This is a genomic window from Nonomuraea pusilla (assembly GCF_900109355.1).
In the GTDB taxonomy this organism is placed as follows: Bacteria; Actinomycetota; Actinomycetes; order Streptosporangiales; family Streptosporangiaceae; genus Nonomuraea; species Nonomuraea pusilla.
Genome location: NZ_FOBF01000025.1, coordinates 73,678 through 93,794, shown reverse-complemented (window position 1 = coordinate 93,794; position 20,117 = coordinate 73,678). Strand labels below are relative to the sequence as shown.

18 protein-coding genes are annotated in these 20,117 nt (G+C 73.1%); 7 read left to right on the top strand and 11 right to left on the bottom strand.

What is annotated here, in order from left to right:
- Nucleotides 1–36 precede the first annotated feature (36 nt).
- Together BMX74_RS36605 and BMX74_RS36600 are read left to right on the top strand one after the other, a co-directional pair.
- Complete coding sequence (locus BMX74_RS36605) at nucleotides 37–483, top strand: MarR family winged helix-turn-helix transcriptional regulator (RefSeq protein ID WP_055503903.1); 447 nt, start codon at nucleotides 37–39, stop codon at nucleotides 481–483.
- 147 nt (nucleotides 484–630) lie between these two features.
- Nucleotides 631–1,212, top strand: coding sequence for a hypothetical protein (locus BMX74_RS36600; RefSeq protein WP_091105081.1), 582 nt, complete (start codon nucleotides 631–633; stop codon nucleotides 1,210–1,212).
- A gap of 12 nt (nucleotides 1,213–1,224) precedes the next feature.
- On the opposite strand, the gene BMX74_RS36595 is transcribed toward BMX74_RS36600, so the two are convergent.
- Together BMX74_RS36595 and BMX74_RS36590 are read right to left on the bottom strand one after the other, a co-directional pair.
- Nucleotides 1,225–3,465: a HelD family protein gene (locus BMX74_RS36595; RefSeq protein ID WP_256257499.1), complete on the bottom strand. Its 2,241-nt coding sequence runs from the start codon at nucleotides 3,463–3,465 to the stop codon at nucleotides 1,225–1,227.
- 169 nt (nucleotides 3,466–3,634) lie between these two features.
- Nucleotides 3,635–4,768, bottom strand: a complete 1,134-nt coding sequence (locus tag BMX74_RS36590) for a DUF418 domain-containing protein (RefSeq protein WP_091105078.1) — start codon at nucleotides 4,766–4,768, stop codon at nucleotides 3,635–3,637.
- 310 nt (nucleotides 4,769–5,078) lie between these two features.
- Between BMX74_RS36590 and BMX74_RS36585 the strand changes: the two genes are divergently transcribed.
- From BMX74_RS36585 to BMX74_RS36575, 3 genes are all read left to right on the top strand, one after another.
- Nucleotides 5,079–6,668 carry a sensor histidine kinase gene (locus BMX74_RS36585; RefSeq protein ID WP_091105077.1) on the top strand — a complete coding sequence of 530 codons (1,590 nt, stop codon included), beginning with the start codon at nucleotides 5,079–5,081 and terminating at the stop codon, nucleotides 6,666–6,668.
- Nucleotides 6,669–6,675: 7 nt separating this feature from the next.
- On the top strand, nucleotides 6,676–7,344 hold the full coding sequence (locus BMX74_RS36580; RefSeq protein ID WP_337959879.1) for a response regulator transcription factor: 669 nt from the start codon (nucleotides 6,676–6,678) through the stop codon (nucleotides 7,342–7,344).
- A gap of 340 nt (nucleotides 7,345–7,684) precedes the next feature.
- On the top strand, nucleotides 7,685–8,242 hold the full coding sequence (locus BMX74_RS36575; RefSeq protein WP_143078897.1) for a hypothetical protein: 558 nt from the start codon (nucleotides 7,685–7,687) through the stop codon (nucleotides 8,240–8,242).
- A gap of 77 nt (nucleotides 8,243–8,319) precedes the next feature.
- On the opposite strand, the gene BMX74_RS36570 is transcribed toward BMX74_RS36575, so the two are convergent.
- Entirely contained in the window at nucleotides 8,320–9,438 is a 1,119-nt protein-coding gene (locus BMX74_RS36570) for an esterase-like activity of phytase family protein (protein ID WP_236714629.1), read from the bottom strand.
- Nucleotides 9,439–9,668: 230 nt separating this feature from the next.
- On the opposite strand from BMX74_RS36570, the gene BMX74_RS36565 reads away from it, so the two are divergent.
- On the top strand, nucleotides 9,669–10,430 hold the full coding sequence (locus BMX74_RS36565) for an SDR family NAD(P)-dependent oxidoreductase (protein WP_091105075.1): 762 nt from the start codon (nucleotides 9,669–9,671) through the stop codon (nucleotides 10,428–10,430).
- Between the two features lie 23 nt (nucleotides 10,431–10,453).
- Here the strand turns inward: BMX74_RS36565 and BMX74_RS36560 are convergent, their stop codons facing one another.
- Nucleotides 10,454–11,332: a LysR family transcriptional regulator gene (locus BMX74_RS36560; RefSeq protein WP_091105135.1), complete on the bottom strand. Its 879-nt coding sequence runs from the start codon at nucleotides 11,330–11,332 to the stop codon at nucleotides 10,454–10,456.
- Between the two features lie 81 nt (nucleotides 11,333–11,413).
- Between BMX74_RS36560 and BMX74_RS36555 the strand changes: the two genes are divergently transcribed.
- The gene (locus BMX74_RS36555) at nucleotides 11,414–12,202 is read left to right on the top strand and encodes an alpha/beta fold hydrolase (protein WP_055502351.1); all 789 of its coding nucleotides are present in this window, start codon (nucleotides 11,414–11,416) and stop codon (nucleotides 12,200–12,202) included.
- A 20-nt stretch (nucleotides 12,203–12,222) separates the two neighbouring features.
- Here BMX74_RS36555 and BMX74_RS36550 read toward each other — a convergent pair whose 3' ends face one another.
- Genes BMX74_RS36550 through BMX74_RS36520 form a run of 7 tightly spaced genes read right to left on the bottom strand, consistent with a single transcriptional unit; the run spans nucleotide 12,223 to nucleotide 20,097 of the window.
- Nucleotides 12,223–13,551 (bottom strand): aminopeptidase P family protein, encoded by a 1,329-nt coding sequence (locus BMX74_RS36550; protein WP_091105073.1) that lies wholly within the window; start codon nucleotides 13,549–13,551, stop codon nucleotides 12,223–12,225.
- Nucleotides 13,544–14,866: an alpha/beta fold hydrolase gene (locus BMX74_RS36545; protein WP_256257492.1), complete on the bottom strand. Its 1,323-nt coding sequence runs from the start codon at nucleotides 14,864–14,866 to the stop codon at nucleotides 13,544–13,546. Before BMX74_RS36545 ends, BMX74_RS36550 begins: the two co-directional genes overlap by 8 nt.
- Complete coding sequence (locus BMX74_RS46070) at nucleotides 14,836–15,654, bottom strand: ABC transporter ATP-binding protein (protein WP_091105070.1); 819 nt, start codon at nucleotides 15,652–15,654, stop codon at nucleotides 14,836–14,838. Before BMX74_RS46070 ends, BMX74_RS36545 begins: the two co-directional genes overlap by 31 nt.
- On the bottom strand, nucleotides 15,651–16,466 hold the full coding sequence (locus tag BMX74_RS46065; protein WP_091105068.1) for an ABC transporter ATP-binding protein: 816 nt from the start codon (nucleotides 16,464–16,466) through the stop codon (nucleotides 15,651–15,653). The genes BMX74_RS46070 and BMX74_RS46065 overlap by 4 nt, the downstream gene beginning before the upstream one ends.
- Complete coding sequence (locus BMX74_RS36530) at nucleotides 16,463–17,452, bottom strand: ABC transporter permease (protein ID WP_091105067.1); 990 nt, start codon at nucleotides 17,450–17,452, stop codon at nucleotides 16,463–16,465. The genes BMX74_RS46065 and BMX74_RS36530 overlap by 4 nt, the downstream gene beginning before the upstream one ends.
- A complete protein-coding gene (locus tag BMX74_RS36525) occupies nucleotides 17,452–18,408 on the bottom strand; it encodes an ABC transporter permease (RefSeq protein WP_055502357.1) in 957 nt (318 codons plus the stop codon). Before BMX74_RS36525 ends, BMX74_RS36530 begins: the two co-directional genes overlap by 1 nt.
- A gap of 6 nt (nucleotides 18,409–18,414) precedes the next feature.
- On the bottom strand, nucleotides 18,415–20,097 hold the full coding sequence (locus tag BMX74_RS36520; protein WP_091105065.1) for an ABC transporter substrate-binding protein: 1,683 nt from the start codon (nucleotides 20,095–20,097) through the stop codon (nucleotides 18,415–18,417).
- Nucleotides 20,098–20,117 lie beyond the last annotated feature (20 nt).

Here is a 20,117-nt window from a genome sequence, read left to right as displayed (position 1 = left end):
TTCCTGATAACCTTCTCAGGAAGCGAAGAGGTGGGCGTGAACGACGAACGCGAAGACCTGATCACCCGGATCACCGAGACCCAGCGCGACCTGGGCCGCCTGCTGGCACGGCAGCAGTCGGCCCTGTTCAGCTCCAACCTCACGATGCGCCAGCTCAAGGTGGTGGTGCTGCTGGCGTGCAGCGGCTCGGCCTCCGGCCAGGACCTCGCGCACGCCCTCGGCGTCAGCCTCGGCACCGTCACCGGCATCGTCGACCGCCTCGTGGCCCAGGGCCTGACCACCAGGCACGAGGACCCGCACGACCGGCGCGTGCGCCGCGTCGAGCTCACCCCGCGGGGCGCCGAGCTGGTCGAGCAGATCAACAGCACGGGCCTGGAGCAGTACCGCCGCATCATGGCGCACCTCGACACCGAGACGCTGCGCGCCCTCGACCACGTGACCCACCGCGTCCGCGCGATCGCCGAGCAGCTGTACGAGCACTGATCCCCCGGCAGGCCGGGCCGGACGCCCGGCAGGCAGACGTCACCTTTCCGCTACTGTCACTCTCCGTATAGTGATCACTACGTTCTGTTGCGGCCCCCAGCGATCTCCGCCCGGGGCCGCCGACCGCGAACGACAAGGAAGAACGTCATGCCGAAGACACCCCCTCGCCTCCTTCCCACGGCGCTGTCCACGGCCCTCGCGACGGCGTCGCTGCTCGCCGCCGCCACGCTGTGCCCCGCCCCCGCCGTCGCGGCCGGGGCCCGCGAGAGCGTGGTCACCGCGCTCGACTACAACGCCACCGGCTGGAGGTACCTGCAGGTGCCGCCCTCCGGCGACGCGCCCCGCTTCTACGAGCGGGGCTACGACGACAGCGGCTGGGCGGTCGGGCAGGCCGGGTTCGGCTCGCCCTCGGGCCAGTGCCCCTGGAACCGGCCCGCCACGGTCAAGACCGGGTGGGCGGTGAACACCGAGCTCCTCGCGCGCCACTGGATCCACCTGCCGCGCGACGCCCAGGAGGTACGCATCCAGGGCACCGTCGACAACGACGCCCAGGTCTACATGAACGGCACCCTGCTGCAGACGGTCGCGAGCGGCAACTGCAAGGCGGGCGCCATCGACGTCGTCGTCCCCGCGAGCGCCCTGGAGTGCTGCAACCTGCTCGCGATCCGCGCCCGCGACCGGGGCGGCTGGGCGTACCTGAACGTGAAGGTCACCTACGTGAAGCCGTAGCCCCCGGCGCCCTCACGTCGTCGATCCGGCGGCCAGGCCGGACAGGACCTCGGGCAGGTCCCCGTCGTGCACGACGGTCAGCCGCCTGGTCGCCCGGGTCAGCGCGACGTACAGGTCCTGGGCGCCCATCGGCGACTGCCCCAGGATGCCCGCCGGGTCGGCCACGACGACGGCGTCGAACTCCAGCCCCTTGGCCTGCGTGACGTCCAGCACCGCGATCGGCGAGTCGAGGTCGGCGTCCGGGAACAGCCGGCCCGCCTGCGGCCTGAGCCGGTCGGACGTCACGACGCCCACCCGGCCCTCCCCGATCTCCGCCAGCTCGGCGGCGGCCAGGGCGGGCAGGGCTCCGGGCAGCGCGCCGGGCGGCACCCGCACCGCCCGCGGCGGCGTGCCGCCCTCGCGCACCGACTCCGGCGGCTCCTGGCCGGGCGCGAAGGACCGCAGCACGTCCGCCGCCACCCGCATGATCTCCACCGGGGTGCGGTAGTTGACGAGCAGCCGCTCCACCCGCCAGCGCCCCTTCAGGTACGGGTCGAGCATCTCGCCCCAGTCACGCGCCCCCGCCGCCGACCCGGTCTGGGCGACGTCGCCCACGACGGTGAGCGACTTGGCCGGCACGCGGCGCATGACCATCCGCCAGGCCATCGGCGACAGCTCCTGGGCCTCGTCCACGATGACGTGCCCGTACGCCCAGGTCCGGTCCCGGACGGCGCGGTCGGCCGTGGTGAGGCCCTGCCCGTCGCCGGCGTTGCGCTCGGCCAGCACGTCGGCGCGCCCGAAGACGCCCTCCTCCAGCAGCCCGGTGGTCTCCAGCACCTCGCGGGCGAACAGCTCCTGCTCCGCCCACTCCGACTCGGCCCGCCTGGCGGCCACGCGCCGCGCCGAGTCGTCCTCGCCGAGCAGTTCGGCCGCCTCGTCCAGCAGCGGCACGTCGCCGACCGTCCAGGGCGAGCCCTCGGGACGTACGAGCACCTCCCAGTCCAGGCCGGACGGGCAGACCGACCACAGGGTGTCCGACGCGGACAGCAGGTCGCCGACCAGCCCGCACGGCGTCAGCTCTGGCCACAGCGCGTCGAGGGCGGCGCGCACCGGCGGCTCGCCCCACAGCCGGGCGGCGGCCAGCTCGACGTCCACCTCGTCGAGGTCGCCGGCGAGGTCCAGCGGCTCGGTCAGCTCGGGGTCGTCCACGTCGAGGTCCTCGATGCGCAGCGACCGCTCCAGCGCGCGGGCCTCGGCCAGCGCCAGCTCCTTCAACATCTCGGTGACGTACAGCTTGCGGGCCATGTTGTGCGGCAGGCGCACCGCGCGCGCCCGGTCACGCAGCCGGACGCAGACCGCGCGCGGCACGCTCAGCGTGAGACCGTCCAGCTCGATCTCCAGGTCGCCCCTCGGCACCCGCTGCCGCTCCGCCACGGCCGCGGCCACCACGTCGGCCATGCGCGGGTCGCCCTTGACGACGGCGACCGCGGGCGGGTCGGCCGCGGCGGCCCGCACGCCGGGGAACAGCTCCCCCAGCGTGGACATCACGACCTGGGTCTCCCCCAGCGCGGGCAGCACCTGGCTGATGTAGCGCAGGAACATGGGGTTCGGGCCGACCACCAGCACGCCGCGCCGCTCCAGGGTGTCGCGGTGGGTGTAGAGGAGGTACGCGGCACGGTGCAGCGCGGCGACCGTCTTGCCCGTGCCGGGGCCGCCCTGCACCACCAGCGCACCTTGGAGGGAGGAGCGGATGACGCGGTCCTGCTCGGTCTGGATGGTGGCGACGACGTCGCCCATCCGGCCGGTGCGTCCCCGGCGCAGCGCCGCCAGCAGCGCCGCCTCGCCGACGAGGGTGCGCCGGTCGCCGTCGGCCATCCCCTCCAGGTCGAAGACCTCGTCGTCGATGGCGGCCACGGTGCGCTCCTTCAGGTGCAGGTGCCTGCGGCGCACCAGCCCGCCGGGGTCGGTGGCGGTGGCCACGTAGAAGGGGCGCGCCGCCGGGGCCCGCCAGTCGATCAGGACGGACTCGTGCTCCTCGTCACGCAGCCCGATCCTGCCGACGTAGACGGTGCCGCCCCGCGTGTCGTCGACGCGGCCGAAGCACAGGCCGCGCTCGACCGCTTCGAGCTGGGCGAGCCTGCGGGCCTGTTCGGCGGCGGTCACCTCGCGCTCGACCATGGCCTGGCCGGGGCCGAGCCCTCCTCCCCTGCCGTGGGCCTCGCGCAGCGCCGCCCTGGCCTGCTCGCGCGCCGCGTCGAGCCTGGTGTAGAGCATGGACACGACCCGCTGCTCGGCGTCAAGGGCCGCGGAGCGAGCATCTTGACCATTCGCCATTCCGTGGTATACTCCTATCGGGAGTGCTGTGAAGCTAAGGCTCGCGGTTTGCAAGAAACCGAGCTTAGCCCTCTCCCGTCCGCGAAGCAACCACCCTTCTTCGTCCGGCTCAGCCGGTGGTCTCCGCGCGGCGCGACCGCGGGCGGCGGCCCCAGGTGGCCCAGCGCCACAACCACTCCAGCGGCCCGTACCTGAACCGGCGCAGCCACAGGGCCGACCACGCCCACTGCACGGCCAGGATCGAACCCGCGATCAGCAGCACCGTCGACAGCGGCCACGTGTGCGGCGCCCCCGACGGGAGACCCCTCAGCGCCAGGACGAGCACGGTCGCCGTGAGATAGTTCGTCAGCGCCATGCGGCCGAGCGGCGCGAACACCACCTCCAGCGCCGGGCCCACCGGGGTGGCCGTCAGGGCCAGCAACCCGCACACGTACGCGCCGGCCAGCAGCAGCCCCGCCAGCGGGAACGCCGCGACGGAGAACGGCCCCTCCGCGCCCGAGTCCTCCAGCCACGCCTGCCACACCACGGCCGGGACCGCCGCGACGGCGAACGCCACCGCCATCAGCGCCGGCGCCTTCGCCGAGGCGCCCATCCTGTCGGTGACGCCGTACCTGGTCAGCGCCGAACCCAGCAGGAACAGGCCGGGCACCAGCGAGTAGGTGCCGCCCAGGAACGCCACCGACCCCACGACGAGCACGGCGGCCAGCACCGCCACCGCCCCGCGCGGCAGCCACGTCGAGGGCAGCAGCACCGCCAGGCCGACGGCGGCGTACACGGTGAGGATGTCGCCCTGCCAGAGCAGCAGCAGGTGCGCCAGGCCCATCCCGAGCAGCACCAGCAGGCGGCGCAGCAGGATCAGCCGCGGACGCGGGACCCGCTCGGCCGCCGAACGCAGCAGCAGCGAGAAGCCGACGCCGAACAGCAGGGAGAAGACCGGGAAGAACCGCTGGTCGACGAACAGGTGCAGCCAGCCGTGGGCGTCCCGGGCCCCCTCCCCGACCGGGCCGGGCACGCCGCGCACGACGACCGCGCCCGCGTTGGCGATCGGCTGGACGTTGGCCAGCAGGATGCCGCACAACGCGAACCCGCGCAGCACGTCAAGGGCGGCGATCCTCGGCCTGCCGGAGGGGGTGGCGGCCCCGCCGCCGGGGACTGGCGGCGCCGGCGAGGGGATGTGACCTGGGGGACGGGGGGCAGCGGGGCGGGCCGACGCGGCGCCGTGCCGGGGATGTTCTGTAGGCATGGGACCCCATCCTCCGGACCGGGCCGGGCCTGGAACACAGGCCGAAAGCACGGTTCCCCCGCCCACACCCCTCCTTTCGGCCCCGTCCTGCCCATCCCTTCCCAACGGCTCCCTCCTTTCGGCCGCGCCCTGCCCGCCCCTTCCCAACGGCTCCCTCCCCGCCGAGCGCCCGGCCGCCCTCCTACGGCCGCTTCCTCCGGAGGCGCCATGGCCGTTCTCCCTCCTGCGCGGGCTGGACGGGGCTCGGGGGGCGAAGACCGTACTTTCGGCCGGTTCAGCGGACGCGGGCGGGGCTTCTAACCTGGACGGCGTGCATCTCCGGGGTTTCGCCGCGCGGGTTCGCGCCCTGGCCGGCGCCGCGGCCCCTGCCGTCCCCGGCCGTCACCTCACGACGGCGTTCGCGGCCCTCGCCACCGGGACCGTGACGTTCCAGGCGTACCGGGTGGGCCAGAGCTGGGGCGGAGCCTTCTGGGTGCCCGGGTCGCTGGCGGGCGCGGCGGTCTGCGGGCTGGCGCTCGCGCGCAGGCGTCACCCGGCCCTCGCGGCGACCGCCGCGATCGTCGTCGGCGCGGCGGCGGTCGCGCTGTCCCTCGTCGCCGGGCTGCCCGCCGAGCCTGGGCCCGGCGTCATGCTCGGACTGGCCCTGCTCACCGCCTCGGCCGTCAGGACGCTGCCCGCCCCGGCTGCCTGCGCCGTCGCCGCCGGGACACTGACGGTGGCGGCGGGCGTGCTGCTCACCCTCCACGCCGTGTCCTCACCGTCCGGCGTGGCGCTGCTGAACGGCGCGGCGTGGCTGGCGTCCGTCACCGCCGGGCTGTGGGCACGGCTGCTGGCCGCGCGCCGCCGTGCCGCCGCCGAGAGGGTACGCCGCGACGAACGGCTACGCCTGTCCAGGGAACTGCACGACGTCGTCGCCCACCACGTCACCGGCATCGTGCTCCAGGCGCAGGCCGCCCAGGTTCTGGCCCGCAAGGACCCGGACCGGCTCGGCCGCTCCCTGACCGGCATCGAGACCGCGGGCTCGGGGGCGCTGGCCGCGACCCGCCGCCTCGTCGAACTGCTGCGCGAGGCGGGCGGTGACACCACCGTACGGGCCGGGACCCGCATCACGGGGAGCCCTCGGCGGGAGGCCGGGAGCCGTACGGGCGGCGGCTCGGGCTGGGACGCGCTCGCCGCGACGGAGCCCCTCGCCTGCCTGACGCGGCGCTTCGCCGCCGGGCACGCGCTCGAGGTGCGCCTGGAGCTGGGCGAGGAGGACGAGCGGTCGTGGCCCCCGGAGGTGGCGGCCGTCGTTCATCGGATCGTCCAGGAGTCGCTGACCAACATCGCCCGCCACGCACGGGGCGCCCGCTCGGTGACGGTGACCGTCACCCGGTCCGCCGGCCACGAGCTCGGGCAGAAGGGCGGCGATCTCGACGATCGCCTGCTCGTCGAGATCGCCGACGACGCCCCGCCGCCACCGCACCGCCCCGCGCCACCCGCTGGGGATGACGACGTGCCAGGCCGTGCGGACCGCGAGGACGGCGGCGTGCCGAGCCGGGTCGGCGATCGAGACGGCGGCGTGCCGAGCGGCGGGCAAGACGGGGACGGCTGGGTGGCGAGCGGCGGGGACGACGGTGTGCTGGGCCGGGTCGGTGCTGGGGGTGGTGCGGTGCCGGGGCGGCTGGGCGGCGGGTTCGGGCTGGTGGGGATGCGGGAGCGGCTGGACGGGCTGGGCGGGACGCTGCGCGCCGGGCCCCGCGAAGACGGCGGGTGGGCGGTGGCGGCGGTCGTGCCGCTCCCGTCCCTGGGCCGGCAGCCGTCCCGCCTCCCGGCCACCGGCGGGTCGGACGCCCCTGCTTCCCTGTGCCCGGACAGGAACGGCCCCGCCTCCCGGTCGGCTGTGAGGAGGGGTGGGTGAGGGGGTGATTCGGGTGCTGCTCGCTGACGATCAGGCGATGGTGCGCGAGGGTTTGCGGGTGATCCTGGAGGACCAGCCGGGCATCACGGTGGTCGCAGAGGCAGCCGACGGGGAGGAGGCCGTCGCGCTCGCCCGCGCGACCCGCCCCGACGTGTGCCTGGTGGACGTCCAGATGCCCGGCATGGACGGCATCGCCGTCACCCGCGCCCTGGCGGGCCCCGGCGTGCGTGACCCGCTTCGGGTGGTCGTCGTCACGACGTTCGACGACGACGAGTACGTCCACGGCGCGCTGCGCGGGGGCGCGGCCGGCTTCGTGCTGAAGGACGCGGGCCCGCTGCTGCTGGCCGAGGCCGTGCGGGCGGCGCACGCCGGGCAGGCGTTGATCTCGCCGTCGCTGACGCCCCGGCTGCTGCGCCACCTGACGTCCACCGCACCTGACACGGCGGGCGGGGCGCCGGGCGGGGCGCCGGACGCCTCGCGGCTGTCCGCCCGGGAGACCGAGGTGGTCAGGGCCGTCGCCCGGGGGCTGACCAACCAGGAGGTCGCGGCCGAGCTGTTCATCTCGTTGAGCACGGTGAAGGGGCATGTGGCGGCGGTGCAGGCCAAGCTCGGGCTGCGCAACCGCGTCGAGGTCGCGGTCTGGGCCTGGGAGCACGGCGTGGCGGGCCCACCCTGATCCGCCCCCGCCCTGATCCGCCCCCACCCTGATCGGCCCCCGCCGACCACACCGCCCCGTCCCCCTGGCTCGCGGCCGTCCGCCCTGCATCACGTCCGTCCTGAGCGGAGCGCGCCCGGTGGATGTCTCGGTATGTACGGAGATGGTCTGCGGTGCCGCCCGGAAAGTCATGCCGTCGCGTGTTCTTCACGAATTCTTTTCCGGCACGGGGAATTCACGTGGCGTGTGATGATGTGAAGGAATTCGTCGCGCCTGCCAACATCGTGCTGGTCTTCTCCATCATCGTGCTCGCCGAGCAGTCCATCGGAAGGAACGGCACATGTTCGCGGACATTCACAGAATGACGAGAATAGTCATCAGTGGTTCCCTTTCGACGGTTCTGGTCGCCGCGCTGGCCCCTGCGGCGGGCGCCGCCGTGCGGCAGGACCGTTTCTGCCGGCCGCGCATCTTCTTCAAGCACGGCCACCTGTCGCCGCGCAACTTCTTCCTGCCCCGCACCCGTTTCACCGACGGCCCCGGCGGCTCGATGACGGCGACGGTGACCAGGGAGCACGAGGTGCTCGCGTACCTGGAGACGGAGAAGGAGCGGCAGATCAACGTCACCGTCCACGACGTCGTACGCCATCTGCGCAAGCTCGGGCTGCCGCACCTGGAGGAGCGTCACAAGGTCTTCGTCGGCCACGAGTACAAGCGCGACATCAGCAAGGGCAAGTACGGCAACATGTGGTACCGGGTGTTCGGCTACCGCGTCGGCTGGTCGGCGTGGTCGGTGCTCGGCACCTGCCGGCAGGTGCAGGTGGCGTCCGGCATCGCGAACATCCCCTCCAGGATCGAGGGCTGGCGGTACTGGGAGACCAAGCACCCGAAGTTCCGCGGGCTCAAGCTGTCCCAGAAATAGGCCGACCAGAAATAGGCCGAGGCGCCTCGACCGCCCGGACGCCGTGCGCGGCGTCCGGGCGGTCGTGCGCCCGCCGGTCAGCAGCCGCGGGCGGCGAAGACGAGGAACTGGGTCATCTCCCGCTCGTCGAAGTTGTCGTCGGAGCCCATGACGAGGGTGCACTCGCCGGACGCCAGCCGCGGCCCCCAGGCCAGGCTCTCCAGGTTCTGCGCGGGCGGGCGGAACGACCCCAGGTCGTGGACGAGCCGCTTGGTGACCGGCCGGTACGGAGCGCCGGTGGCCAGGCTGTCCCGGCCGAGGACGTTCGAGGCTCCGCGCAGGTCGAACGCGTACAGCTTGGACCGGTAGCCGACGCCCTCGATCCAGGAGCGCTCCAGCGCCAGGTACCGGTCGTCGTCGACGGCGAGGATCTCGGAGACGCCGCTGTCGGAGCGGCCGGTCGGCGGGACGGGCGCGGCGGGCAGCGGGTCGATCGGGTAGGCGTACTGGCCGCGTACCTTGCCGTCGCGGCCCCACACGGTGACGCGGGCGGGCGCGCCGCGCCCGGGGGTGGGCGGGGCGCCGTCCTCGTAGCGGGGACCCTCGGTGACGGCGGTGATGACGCGGGCGGTGACGGCGAGGCCCTCGAACCCGGCGTTGCGCCTCGGGCCGGTCTCGCCGGTGGTCAGCCGCAGGTTGCGGGGCAGCGGGAGCGCGCCGAGGTGGCGTCCGCGCAGGTCCACGCTTCGCACGGCGGCCGGCGTGAGCGGGATGCCGGCGTGGTCGGCGTCGGGCCGGTCGCCCTCGTCGCCCCACAGCAGGCCGCGGCCCCACCGGTCCACCCTGATCGACTCGGGGTCGGCCGCGCCGGGTTTGCCGAACCCGGGGTACGGGGTGCCGTCGGGCCTGCGCAGCGTGATGACGCCGGTGACGTCCACGCCGCTGAACGCGCCGGTGGCGGGGTCGATGCGGAGCCGTCCCGTGTAGACGCGGGCGGGGTTGTAGCGGTTGCGGTCGTCGGAGATGAAGTACCAGGTGCCGGTGCGCGGGTCGCGGTCGATGCCGGACAGCCCGCCGACGACGGTGCCGCCGGCCTCGGCCTTGTACGGGATGCGCTGCTCCCCGAGGAAGCGGGTGATGCGGACGGTTTCGGCCGGGGCGGCGGTCGCCGGCGGGGCGCCGCTCACCACCAGCGCGCACGCGACGCCGATTCCCACTGTTTTCCACGTACCGGCCATTTGAAATCCCCCATGTGCCTGCCGGCTGAAACTGACGGGGAACATGAGACCGCATGATCACCGTGAAAGTCCACGTAGCGAGGGGTGCGGATATTCGCCTTCCGGCGCCATCAAAAGGCGATGACATGAAATATCCAGACCAATTCGGGCGGGACTTTCCCCTCCCCGAAGTCGGCCACCCCGGCGCCCGGCTGCTACCTTGACCGACCATGTCCGACTATTTGCGAGACCTCTTCTCCCTGCGCGGCCGCCGAGCCCTGGTGACGGGCGGCAGCTCCGGCATCGGTTACGCCATGGCCGAGGCGATCGGCCGCGCCGGGGCCGAGGTGGTGCTCGTCGCGCGCAGGCAGGCCGAGCTGGACGCGGCGGTGCGGCGGCTGAACGGCCACGGCGTGACCGCGTCGAGCATCAGTGCCGACCTGGGCGACCGCGCGGCGGTCAGGCGCGTGTGCGAGCAGGCCGGCGAGATCGACATCCTGGTCAACGACGCCGCCAACAACATCCGCAAGCCCATGGCGGAGCTCACCGAGGACGACTACGACGTGACCGTCGCGGTCAACCTCACCGCGCCGTACCTGCTGGGGCAGCACTTCGGGCCGCGCATGGCGGCGCGCGGCTGGGGCCGCGTCATCAACGTCGGCTCGCAGCAGACCGTCAGCGCCTTCGGCGACAGCGGCGTGTACGGCGCCGCCAAGGCCGCGCTCGCCGGGCTCACCCGCTCACAGGCCGAGGCGTGGTCGGCCGCCGGCGTGTGCGTGAACACGATCGTCCCGGGGTTCGTGCTGACGCCGCTCACCGAGCCCGCGCAGGCCGTCCCCGGGCGCGTGGAGCAGCTCGCCGCCCGCCACATGGTGCGGCGCAACGGCCTGCCTGAGGACTTCGCGGGCGCGGCGGTGTTCCTGGCGAGTGACGCCTGCGCGTTCGTGACGGGCCACCTGCTGTTCGTGGACGGCGGCTTCGCCGTCCACTGAGCCGGGCTCCTTCACGACGTGGATCAAAGAGTCTGCGCCTCCCGGGTCAGGTAGGCGACGAAGCCGGCGGTGGCGGGGGTGGGCCGGGGTGCGGCGTTCCAGGCGAGCCCGATGGGCCGGTGCCGGGCGGGCGACAGCGGCCGGTAGGCGGGGTCGTCGTGCTCGGGGGTGAGCGGACGGGGCAGCACGCCTACCCCGAGTCCCGCCCCGATGAGCCCGCGCACGGTGGCGATCTCCTCGCTCTCGAACGCGATGGACGGCGCGAAGCCGGCCTCCTCGCACAGCCGATCGACGGCCCGGCGCAGGTCGGTGGTGGCGGCGAAGGCGATGAACGGCTCGTCGCGCAGGTCGCCCAGCACCAGCGCCGGGGCCTCGGCGAGCGGGTGGTCCGCGGGCAGGGCCATGCACAGCTGCTGCTCGCGCAGCGGGTGCCAGCCGGCGGCGCTGCCCGGCGGCGGCGGGGTGACGAGGGCCGCGTCGATGTCGCCCGCGTGCAGCCACGCGTACAGCTCGCGGGCGAAACCCTGGCGCAGGGCGAAGCGGATGCCGGGGGTGACGGCGCGGTGGTCGCGCAGCACCTCCGGCACCAGCCAGCGGCCGACGGAGTGCAGGAACCCGAGCCTGATGAGGCCGGTGTCGGGGCTGGCGAGCGCGTCGATCCTGCGGCGGCCGGCCTCCAGCTCGGCGAGCGCCCGCTCGGCGTGGCCGCGCAGCAGCTCGCCGAACCGGTTGACGGCCAGGCGGCGCCCGTGCCGGTGGAACAGCTCGACGCCCAGCTCGGCCTCCAGCCGGGCGAGCGCGCGTGACAGCGTGGACTGGTTGACGCGTTCGACGGCGGCGGTGTCGCGCATGTTCTCCGTGTCGCACAGCGACAGGAACCAGCGCAGGGTCTGCTCGTCCACCCTGGGATGATGCGCGATCGGCATCAGCTTCGTCAAAAGCAGCATTTCGCGCATCAGCGGAGGCGAGGCAGGATGGGGGCCATGCCGACAGCGACCACCCCCGACGGCGTCGCCCTGTCCTACCAGGTGCGGGGCCGCGGTCACCCGCTCGTGCTGCTCGCCGGGCAGGCCAACAGCCACCACTGGTGGGACGGCGTCCTGGCCGACTTCGAGCGCGACCACCTCACCGTCACGCTCGACTGGCGCGGCACCGGCGAGAGCGGCAAACCCGACGAGCCGTACAGCACGCGGGGCTTCGCCGCGGACGTCGTGGCCGTCCTCGACGACCTCGGCGTCGAGCGGGCCGACGTGTACGGCACGTCCATGGGCGGCCGGGTCGCGCAGTGGCTGGCGGCCGACCACCCGCACCGGGTCGGCTCCCTCGTGCTCGGCTGCACCTCGCCGGGCGGGCGGCACGGCGTCGAGCGCGGCCAGGAGGTGCGCAGGGCGCTCGGCCAGAGCGACCGGGCCGCCGCCGGGCGGGCGCTGCTGGAGCTCATGTACACCCCGGCCTGGCTGGCCGCCCACCCCGGCCCGCACCGCACGGTGGGCGACCCCGGCATGCCGGCGTACGCGCGCAGGCGCCACCTGCTGGCCAGCGCCGAGCACGACGCGTGGGACGCGCTGCCCCGCATCGCCGCGCCCACGCTGGTGCTGCACGGCACCGACGACCTCATGACGCCGCCCGCGAACGCTCCGCTGCTCGCCGGGCGCATCCCGGACGCCAAGATGATCCTCATCGCCGGCGCCCGGCACGCCTACTTCGAGGAGTTCCGCGACTACGCCGGCCCGGTGGTGCTGGACTTCCTGGCCGGCCGCATGCGCTCCTGACCCCGCGCGGGGCGGCGGGCTCAGCCCTCCTGGGCCTTGGCCATCCAGTCCTCCAGGCCGGCCGCGTCGAGCGGCAGCGCGTCCGACAGCACCTCGGCGCCGTCCCCGGTGACGAGCAGGTCGTCCTCGATGCGCACGCCGATGCCGCGCAGCTCCGGCGGCACGGTGAGGTCGTGGGCGTGGAAGTACAGGCCGGGCTCGACCGTGAGCACCATGCCGGCGCCCATGACCGCGCCCTGGTAGGCGTCGGGGCTCGCCGCGGCGCAGTCGTGGACGTCCAGGCCCAGGTGGTGGCCGATGCCGCACACCAGGTAGCGGCGGTGGTGCTGGCCGGAGTCCGACAGCGCCTCGTCCACGGAGACCGGCAGCAGCCCCCAGTCGGCCAGGCCGTGCGCGATCACCTCCATCGCGGCGTGGTGGAAGCCGGTGAACGGCCGGCCGGGCGCGACGGCCGCCAGCCCCGCCCGGTGCGCCTTCTCCACCAGGTCGTGCACCTGCCGCTGGGCCGGCGAGAACCGGCCGGAGGCCGGGAAGGTGCGGGTGACGTCGGCGGTGTAGTAGCTGTTCACCTCGACGCCCATGTCGAGCAGGAGCAGCTCGTCCGGCAGGACGGGCCCGTCGCAGCGCACCCAGTGCAGCGTGGGCGCGTGCTTGCCGCTCCCGACGATCGAGGCGTAGCCGGGGCCGTTGCCGTACGCGCGGGCGTAGCGGTCGAAGGTGCCCTGCAGCCACCGCTCCCCCGGCCCCTTGACGGCGGCCGGGATCTCGCGGACGACGGCGGCGAAGCCCTCGACCGTGCGGTCCACGGCCTCGCGCAGCTGCGCCACCTCCCACTCGTCCTTGTACATGCGCAGCTCGGCCAGGGTGCGGGCGACCTCGGCGTCCTCGGTCACCTTCTCGGTGGGCTCCGCCAGGGGGCGCACGTCCACGCCGAGGGCCGCGCGCCACTCCTCCAGGCCGGGGGCCGCGCCGACCCACAGCTCGCCGTACCTGGCGTCGGTCCAGAAGGCGGGCTCGCCCGGGTAGGCGGGAGGCGGCAGGTAGAGCGTGGCGTCGGCGCCGCGCAGCACCACGACGGCGTTCTCCACCGGGCAGCCGGTCAGCCAGTAGAAGTCGCTGGACGGGCGGAAGTCGTAGGCGGTGTCGTTGCTGCGGGTCGGCGCCTGCCCGGCGGCGAGCACGACGGTCCGCCCCGGCAGGGCGGCGGCCAGTCTGGCCCGGTGGGCGGCCGCCGCCTCGGCCGCGCCGGGGACGACCGGCGGCGTCCGGTCGGGGACGCCCCAGCCGGTGTCCATGTAGGCGACGAACGCGGGGATCTCTGAGAGCTTCGGGGGCCTGCCCTCACGCATCGATGACTCCTCCTCCTCGGGCGCGAACCAGCTCGGTCAGCCGGGTGAAGACCCGGTCGTCGCCGATGCCGTCGTGCTCGTACTCGTTGGTGACCCAGGTCTGGACGTTGCCGACGCGGGACGCGGTGTCCAGCTGCAGCCCCGCGTCCACGTACATGTCGTCGTGGTAGACGGCGGCCGCGACCGGGACCTCGTTGGCCGCCAGCCGGTCGAGGTCGTACAGGCCCGGCCACTCCTCGCGGGTGGCCAGCAGCTCGACGGCGCCGCGGAACGGGCGAAGCTCCGCGATCTCCTCGAACATCCAGGGATACATCATCTCGCCCGTGAACAGCAGGGGCCTCGCGCCCTCCGCGAACTGCGGGTGCCTGGCCCGTTCGGCCTGCGCCGCCCACGCGGAGGCGCCGCGGCCGTGACCGTAGATGCTCTCCTGCAGGACCGCGAACAGCGGGTTGTCGGCGTACGAGCTGCGCGCGAGCACCTGGTGCAGGAACGTCGCCGACAGCCCGCCGTCGCCGGCGAACGCCTCGTCGAGCAGCCAGTGCATGCGTTCGAAGCCGGGCTTCATGCCGAAGTCGATGCCTAGGGTCTGCAGCCGTCTGACCGTGAGCACGTCGCCGTCGGGCAGCAGCACGTCCCCCTCGGCCAGCCGGTCGGCGATGCGGGCGACGTGGTCGGCCTGGTGCGGGTAGCGCCGGTAGAACTCCCTGTTCTTCGCCTCGACCCTCGGGTACGTGCGCCGGTAGACCTCGGCCGCCGACGGGTCGAGGCCGGGCAGGCCACCGGCGACGTAGCAGGCGCTGAGGCCCTCGGGCGCGGTGGACAGGTACGTGAGCGTGAGGAAGCCGCCGTACGACTGGCCGAGCGTGGACCAGCGCCCGCCGCCGAAGACGGTCTTCCGCAGGTGCTCGTGGTCGGCGACGATCGAGTCGGCGCGGAAGCAGGCGAGGAAGCGGGCGGCCTCGCGGTCGGTGGCGAACGCGCGCATCCTGCGGCCGTCCACCCGGCTGCTGCGGCCGGTGCCGCGCTGGTCCACCAGGATCACCCGGTGGTCGCGCAGCGCCACGCCGAGCCAGCCGTCCCTGCCGAGGGGCCGCGGCCCCTTCCCGCCGGGGCCGCCCTGCAGGTAGACCAGGCGGGGCAGGTCCTCGCGGTCGCGCACCGGGTCGGCGATCTCCCTGGCGAACACCTGGATGGCGCCGCGGTCCGGGTCGGACCAGTCGAGCGGCACGTCCACGACGTGGTCGCGCACCCGCATGCCGGGGATGGTGTAGGTCGCGGTGACGGTCATCCCGCCGCTCTCCTCCTTCTGTCCCATTCGGGGTTGATGCGGGGGATCGCGGCGAGCAGGGTCCGCGTGTACGGGTCGCGCGGGTCGTCGAAGACCTCGGCGCACGGTCCCTGCTCGACGATCCGCCCCTTGCACATGACGGCGACGCGCTGCGCGATCTGGCGTACCACGGCCAGGTCGTGCGCGATGAAGACGTAGCTGAAACCGCTCTCCCGCTGCAGCCGCCGCAGCAGGTCGATGACCTGGGCCTGCACCGAGACGTCCAGGGCGGAGACCGCCTCGTCGCAGATGACCAGCCTGGGATCGACGGCGAGCGCGCGGGCGATGCCGATGCGCTGCGCCTGGCCCCCGGAGAACTGCTTGGGGTAGCGGTGCGCGTGGTCGGGGTTGAGCCCGACCCGTTCCATCAGCTCCCGCGTGTAGGCGCGGCGGCCGCCCTTGGGGGCGATGCCCTGGTAGTCGAGCGGCGCCATGAGGATGCGCTCGACGGTGTGCCGGGGGTTGAGCGAGGAGAACGGGTCCTGGAAGACGACCTGGACGTTGGAGCGGTAGGCGGCCAGGCGGGCGCCGGAGGCGTGGGTGATGTCCTCGCCCTCGAACTCCAGCAGCCCCGACGTGGGCTCCATGAGCCTGGCGACGATGCGGGCCGTGGTGGACTTGCCGCAGCCGGACTCCCCCACGACGGCGAGCGTCTCGCCGAGGCGCACGTCGAAGCTGACGCCGTCGACGGCGGTGAACTCGTTCCTGCGCCCGTAGGGGCCGCGCGAGGTGAACCGCTTGGTCAGGTCGCGGGCGCTGAGCAGCACGTCACTCACGATGTCACCTCGTCGGCGGGGAGCTCGTCGTCGATGCGCGGGATGCTCTCCAGCAGCATCCGCGTGTACGCGTGCCGGGGCTCGGCGAAGACCTGCTCCGCGGTGCCGTACTCGACCTGCTCGCCGCGGCGCATGACGAGCACGCGCGTGGCGATCGAGCTGATGACGGCCAGGTCGTGGGTGACGAACACCATGCCGGTGCCGGTCTCGCGCTGCAGGTCGGCGAGCAGGCGCAGGATCTGCGCCTGGACGGTGACGTCCAGCGCGGTGGTCGGCTCGTCGGCGATGAGCAGCTTGGGCGAGCAGACCAGCGCCATCGCGATCATGACGCGCTGCCGCTGGCCGCCGGAGAACTGGTGCGGGTAGTGGCCGGCGCGCCGCTCGGGCTCGGGGATGCCGACCTGGGCGAGCGCCTCGACGGCGACCTTCCTGGCCTCCTGCCGGCCGCAGCGCCGGTGCGCGCGGTACATCTCCTCGATCTGCAGGCCCACGGTGTAGTACGGGTTCAGCGACGACAGGGGGTCCTGGAAGATCATCGACGCCTGCTCGCCCCGGACGCGGCGCATCTCGCCCTCGCCGCGGCCGAGCAGTTCGACGCCGTCCAGCCGGATGCTGCCCCTGGTCACGGCGCCGCGCGGCAGCAGGCCCATGACGGCCAGGCTCGTCATCGACTTGCCCGACCCGGACTCGCCGACGATGCCGACGGTCTCGTTCCTGCCGACGGTGAACGACACGTCCTTGACCACGTCCACGGGGCCGCGGCCCGTGGGAAAGGTGATCGTGAGATCCTCGACGGCGAGCAGCTCACTCATCGCACCCTCACTCTCGGGTCGAGGCCGGTGTAGACGAGGTCCACCACGACGTTGCCGACCACCACGAAGAACGCGGCGAGCAGGGTGACCGCCATGATCACCGGCTGGTCGTTCTTGGCGATCGAGTCGGCGGCCATCTTGCCGACGCCGTTCAGGCCGAAGACGGTCTCGGTGATGAGCGCGCCGCCGAGCAGGGCGGCGAAGTCCATGCCGAAGATCGTGGTGATCGGCGTGAGCGCGGGCCGCAGCGCGTGCCTGCGCAGCAGCAGCGCCGGGCGCAGGCCCTTGGAGCGGGCGGTGCGCATGAAGTTCTCGGCCAGCGTGTCGATGACGTTCGCCCTGGTCAGCCTGGCGTAGAGGCAGGCGTAGCCGGTGGCGAGGACGATCCACGGCATCAGGTACGACTGGAACCAGGCGACCGGGTCGTCGGAGAACGGCACGGCCGCGGGGAACGGCAGCACCTGGAGCCTGACGACGAGGACGTACTGCAGCGCCAGCGCGAGCACGTAGTTGGGGATGCTGGAGCCGCCGAGGGCGAGGCCCATCGCGGTCCTGTCCCACCAGGTGCCCTCCTTGACCGCGCTGAGCAGCCCGGCGGCGATGCCGACGATCAGCCACAGCACGGCGGCGCCGACGGCGACGGTGACGCTGACGGGCAGCCGGTCGAGGATCATCTCCCACACCGACTGGCTGGTCTGGAAGGAGTAGCCGAAGCACGGCGCGGAGCAGTGCACGAGGTTGGCGCCCGAGCCGTAGTCGCGGCCGGCGAACAGGCCGCTCAGGAAGTTCCAGAACTGCTCGGTGAGGGGCTGGTCGAGCCCGAGCACCGAGCGGATCTGCGCCACCCGGTCAGGGGTGCAGGTCTTGCCGCAGATCATCAGCGCCGGGTCCGGCGACAGCTTGAAGAAGATGAGGTAGGTGAACAGGCAGATCAGGAACAGGATCACGACGAGGCCGGCGATCCGCCCGGCCAGGTAACGGGCCATCAGGACGCCTCCCCCGCGTCGGTGGCGGCCCGGATGCGGTCTCCGAGCACGGTGAGCGACAGCACGGTGAGGAACAGGAAGAGGCCGGGGACGGCGAAGTACATCGGGTCCACGGCGTACCAGCCGACCGAGCTGGAGATCATCTGCCCCCAGGAGGGCGTGGGCGGGGTGACGCCGACGCCGAGGAACGACAGGCCGGCCTCGGTGCCGATGTAGCCGGGCACCGCGAGCGTCGTCATGACGATGAGGGAGCTGCGCAGGTTCGGCAGGATCTCCTTGAACACGAGCGCGCGCGTGGATGCGCCCGAGGCGCGGGCGGCCTCCACGAACTCCCTGTTGACCAGCGTGAGCGTCTGGCCGCGCACCACGCGGGCGAGGTACGGCCAGCCGAACCCGCTGATCACCACGACCAGCAGCACCGACCGGTTCCCCGCGGGCAGCGACGACAGGATGGCGATCATGAAGATCAGCGCGGGGAAGGCCATGAGGAAGTCCATGACGCGGGAGATGACCTGGTCGATCCAGCCGCCGTAGAAGCCGGCGAGCATGCCGAACACCACGCCGAGCAGCGTGGTCAGCACGGTCGCCGACGCGGCGATGAGGAACGACACGCGGGCGCCGTAGGCGATGCGGGCCAGGACGTCGCGGCCGTTCTGCGGCTCGACGCCGAGCAGGTGCTCGGCGCTGATCCCGCCGAACGACCCGCGGGGCAGGCCGCCGAGGTTGGTGTCGATGGCCGTCGGGTCGAACTCGTTCGGCCCGTGGCCGGTCACGGCGCTGATCAGCGGGGCGCAGATCGCCATGAGGACGACCAGGGCGAGGAACGCCATGCCGGCGACGGCGCCCCGGTCGCGCAGCAGGGCGCGCGCGATCCGGCGCCCCTCGGTGGCGGGCGCGGTTCCCGCGCCCGCCTCGGGGCCTGCCGTCGCGTCACGCGAGGGTGCGGCGGTGGTCATGCGCGCCTACTTGCTCGCGTCCTTGAGCCCGACGGAGACCAGGTCGATGCCGCCGGAGTAGGAGTCGTTCAGGTACGCGCCCGCGATGTTCTCGCCGACGACCGTCACGTTCTTCTCGTACAGCAGGGGCACGATGGGCGCCTTCTCCATGATCTGCTTGTCCAGCTCGCCGTAGGCGGCGTTGGCGGCGGCGACGTCGGTCATCGCGGCGATCTCGTCGATGCGCTCGTTGATGGCCTTGTCGTTGATCTGCGCGAGGTTGGAGTTGCCCTTCTCGAAGATGTTGCGCCCGTCGAACAGCGGCGGCAGGAACGTCGCGCCGGACGACCAGTCGGGGCACCAGCCGGTGAGCGCGGCGTCGTGCTGGCGGGCCGGGGTGCCGATCACCTCGTAGAAGGTGGAGGTGTCGATGTTGTTGATCTTGACGTTGACGCCGAGCGGCTTCAGCGACTCCTGGATGGCGACGGCCATGCCCTGCTGGCGGGCCACCGGGCGCACGTCCAGGGTCAGGTCGAAGCCGCCGGACAGGCCGGCCTCGGCGAGCAGCTGCTTGGCCTTGGCCTGGTCGAACGGGTAGGCCTCGTAGTCGGCGCGGCCGACGATGGTCGGCGGCTGGATCGCGGTCGCCTTGGTCGCGAGGACGGCGCCGCCGTCGCCGGCCACGACGCTGTCCTTGTCGACGGCGTAGTTGACGGCCTGGCGCACGCGGACGTCGTCGAGCGGCTTCTTGGTGGTGTTCAGGCTCATGTACGTGGTGCAGCCCATGTAGGTGGACAGCGTCCTGTCCTTGTACTGGGGAGCCTGGATGCGGGCCACGGTCGCGGGCTGGATGGCGCCGGCGATGGCGTTCTTGTCCGCGCCCTGCCCGGCGAGCATGCGCTCGTCGATGGTGGCGCCGTCGAGGCCGAAGGTGAACTCGAACGAGTCCGGCTTGGCGGCGCGCACGGTGTCGGACGACGCCTTCCAGTGCGGGTTGCGCACCAGCTTGAGCTTCGTGCCGCGCTGGTAGCTCTCCACCTTGTACGGGCCGGAGGCGATCGGCTTGGTGTCGAACGCGGCGGCGGCGCCGGTGCCCTTGGGGAACGGCACGAAGTTGGGCTGGGCGAGCGCGCTCGCGAAGTCGGCGAACGGCTTCTTCAGGTGGAAGACGATCGTCTTGGCGTCGGGGGTCTCGATGGTGTCGAGGTCGCCGGAGACGTACGGGCCCTTGTAGTCCTTCGGCGCGTCGATGAGCAGCTTGGCGTACGGGGAGCCGATGCCGGCCTCCGGGTCCCAGGCCCGCTCGACGCCGAACTTCATCGCCTCGCTGGTGATGGGTGTGCCGTCCTCGAAGAGGATGTCGTCCTTGAGGGTGAACGTCCAGGTCTTGTTGTCGTCGGACGGGGTGCCGGTGCTGGTGGCCAGGTCCGGGACGATCTTCGTGCCCTCGGCGCCCTTGCCCGCCCCGAACGTCGTCAGGCCGCGGTAGATGAGCCGGTAGAAGTTGTTGACGCCGCCGTCCCAGCCCCGGACCGGGTCCAGGTGGGAGTAGTCCGCCGTGAGCAGGACGTGGACGGTCCCGCCGGCGGCCCCGGCCGCCGAGCCGGTCCCGGAGCCGGAGGCGGACGTGCCGCCCCCTCCGCCGCCGCAGGCGGCGAGCCCGAGCGTGGTGAGCATGGCGACGCTCGCGAAAGCGGCCGATCTCCTCATTTCGCCTTCTTTCCTGTGTT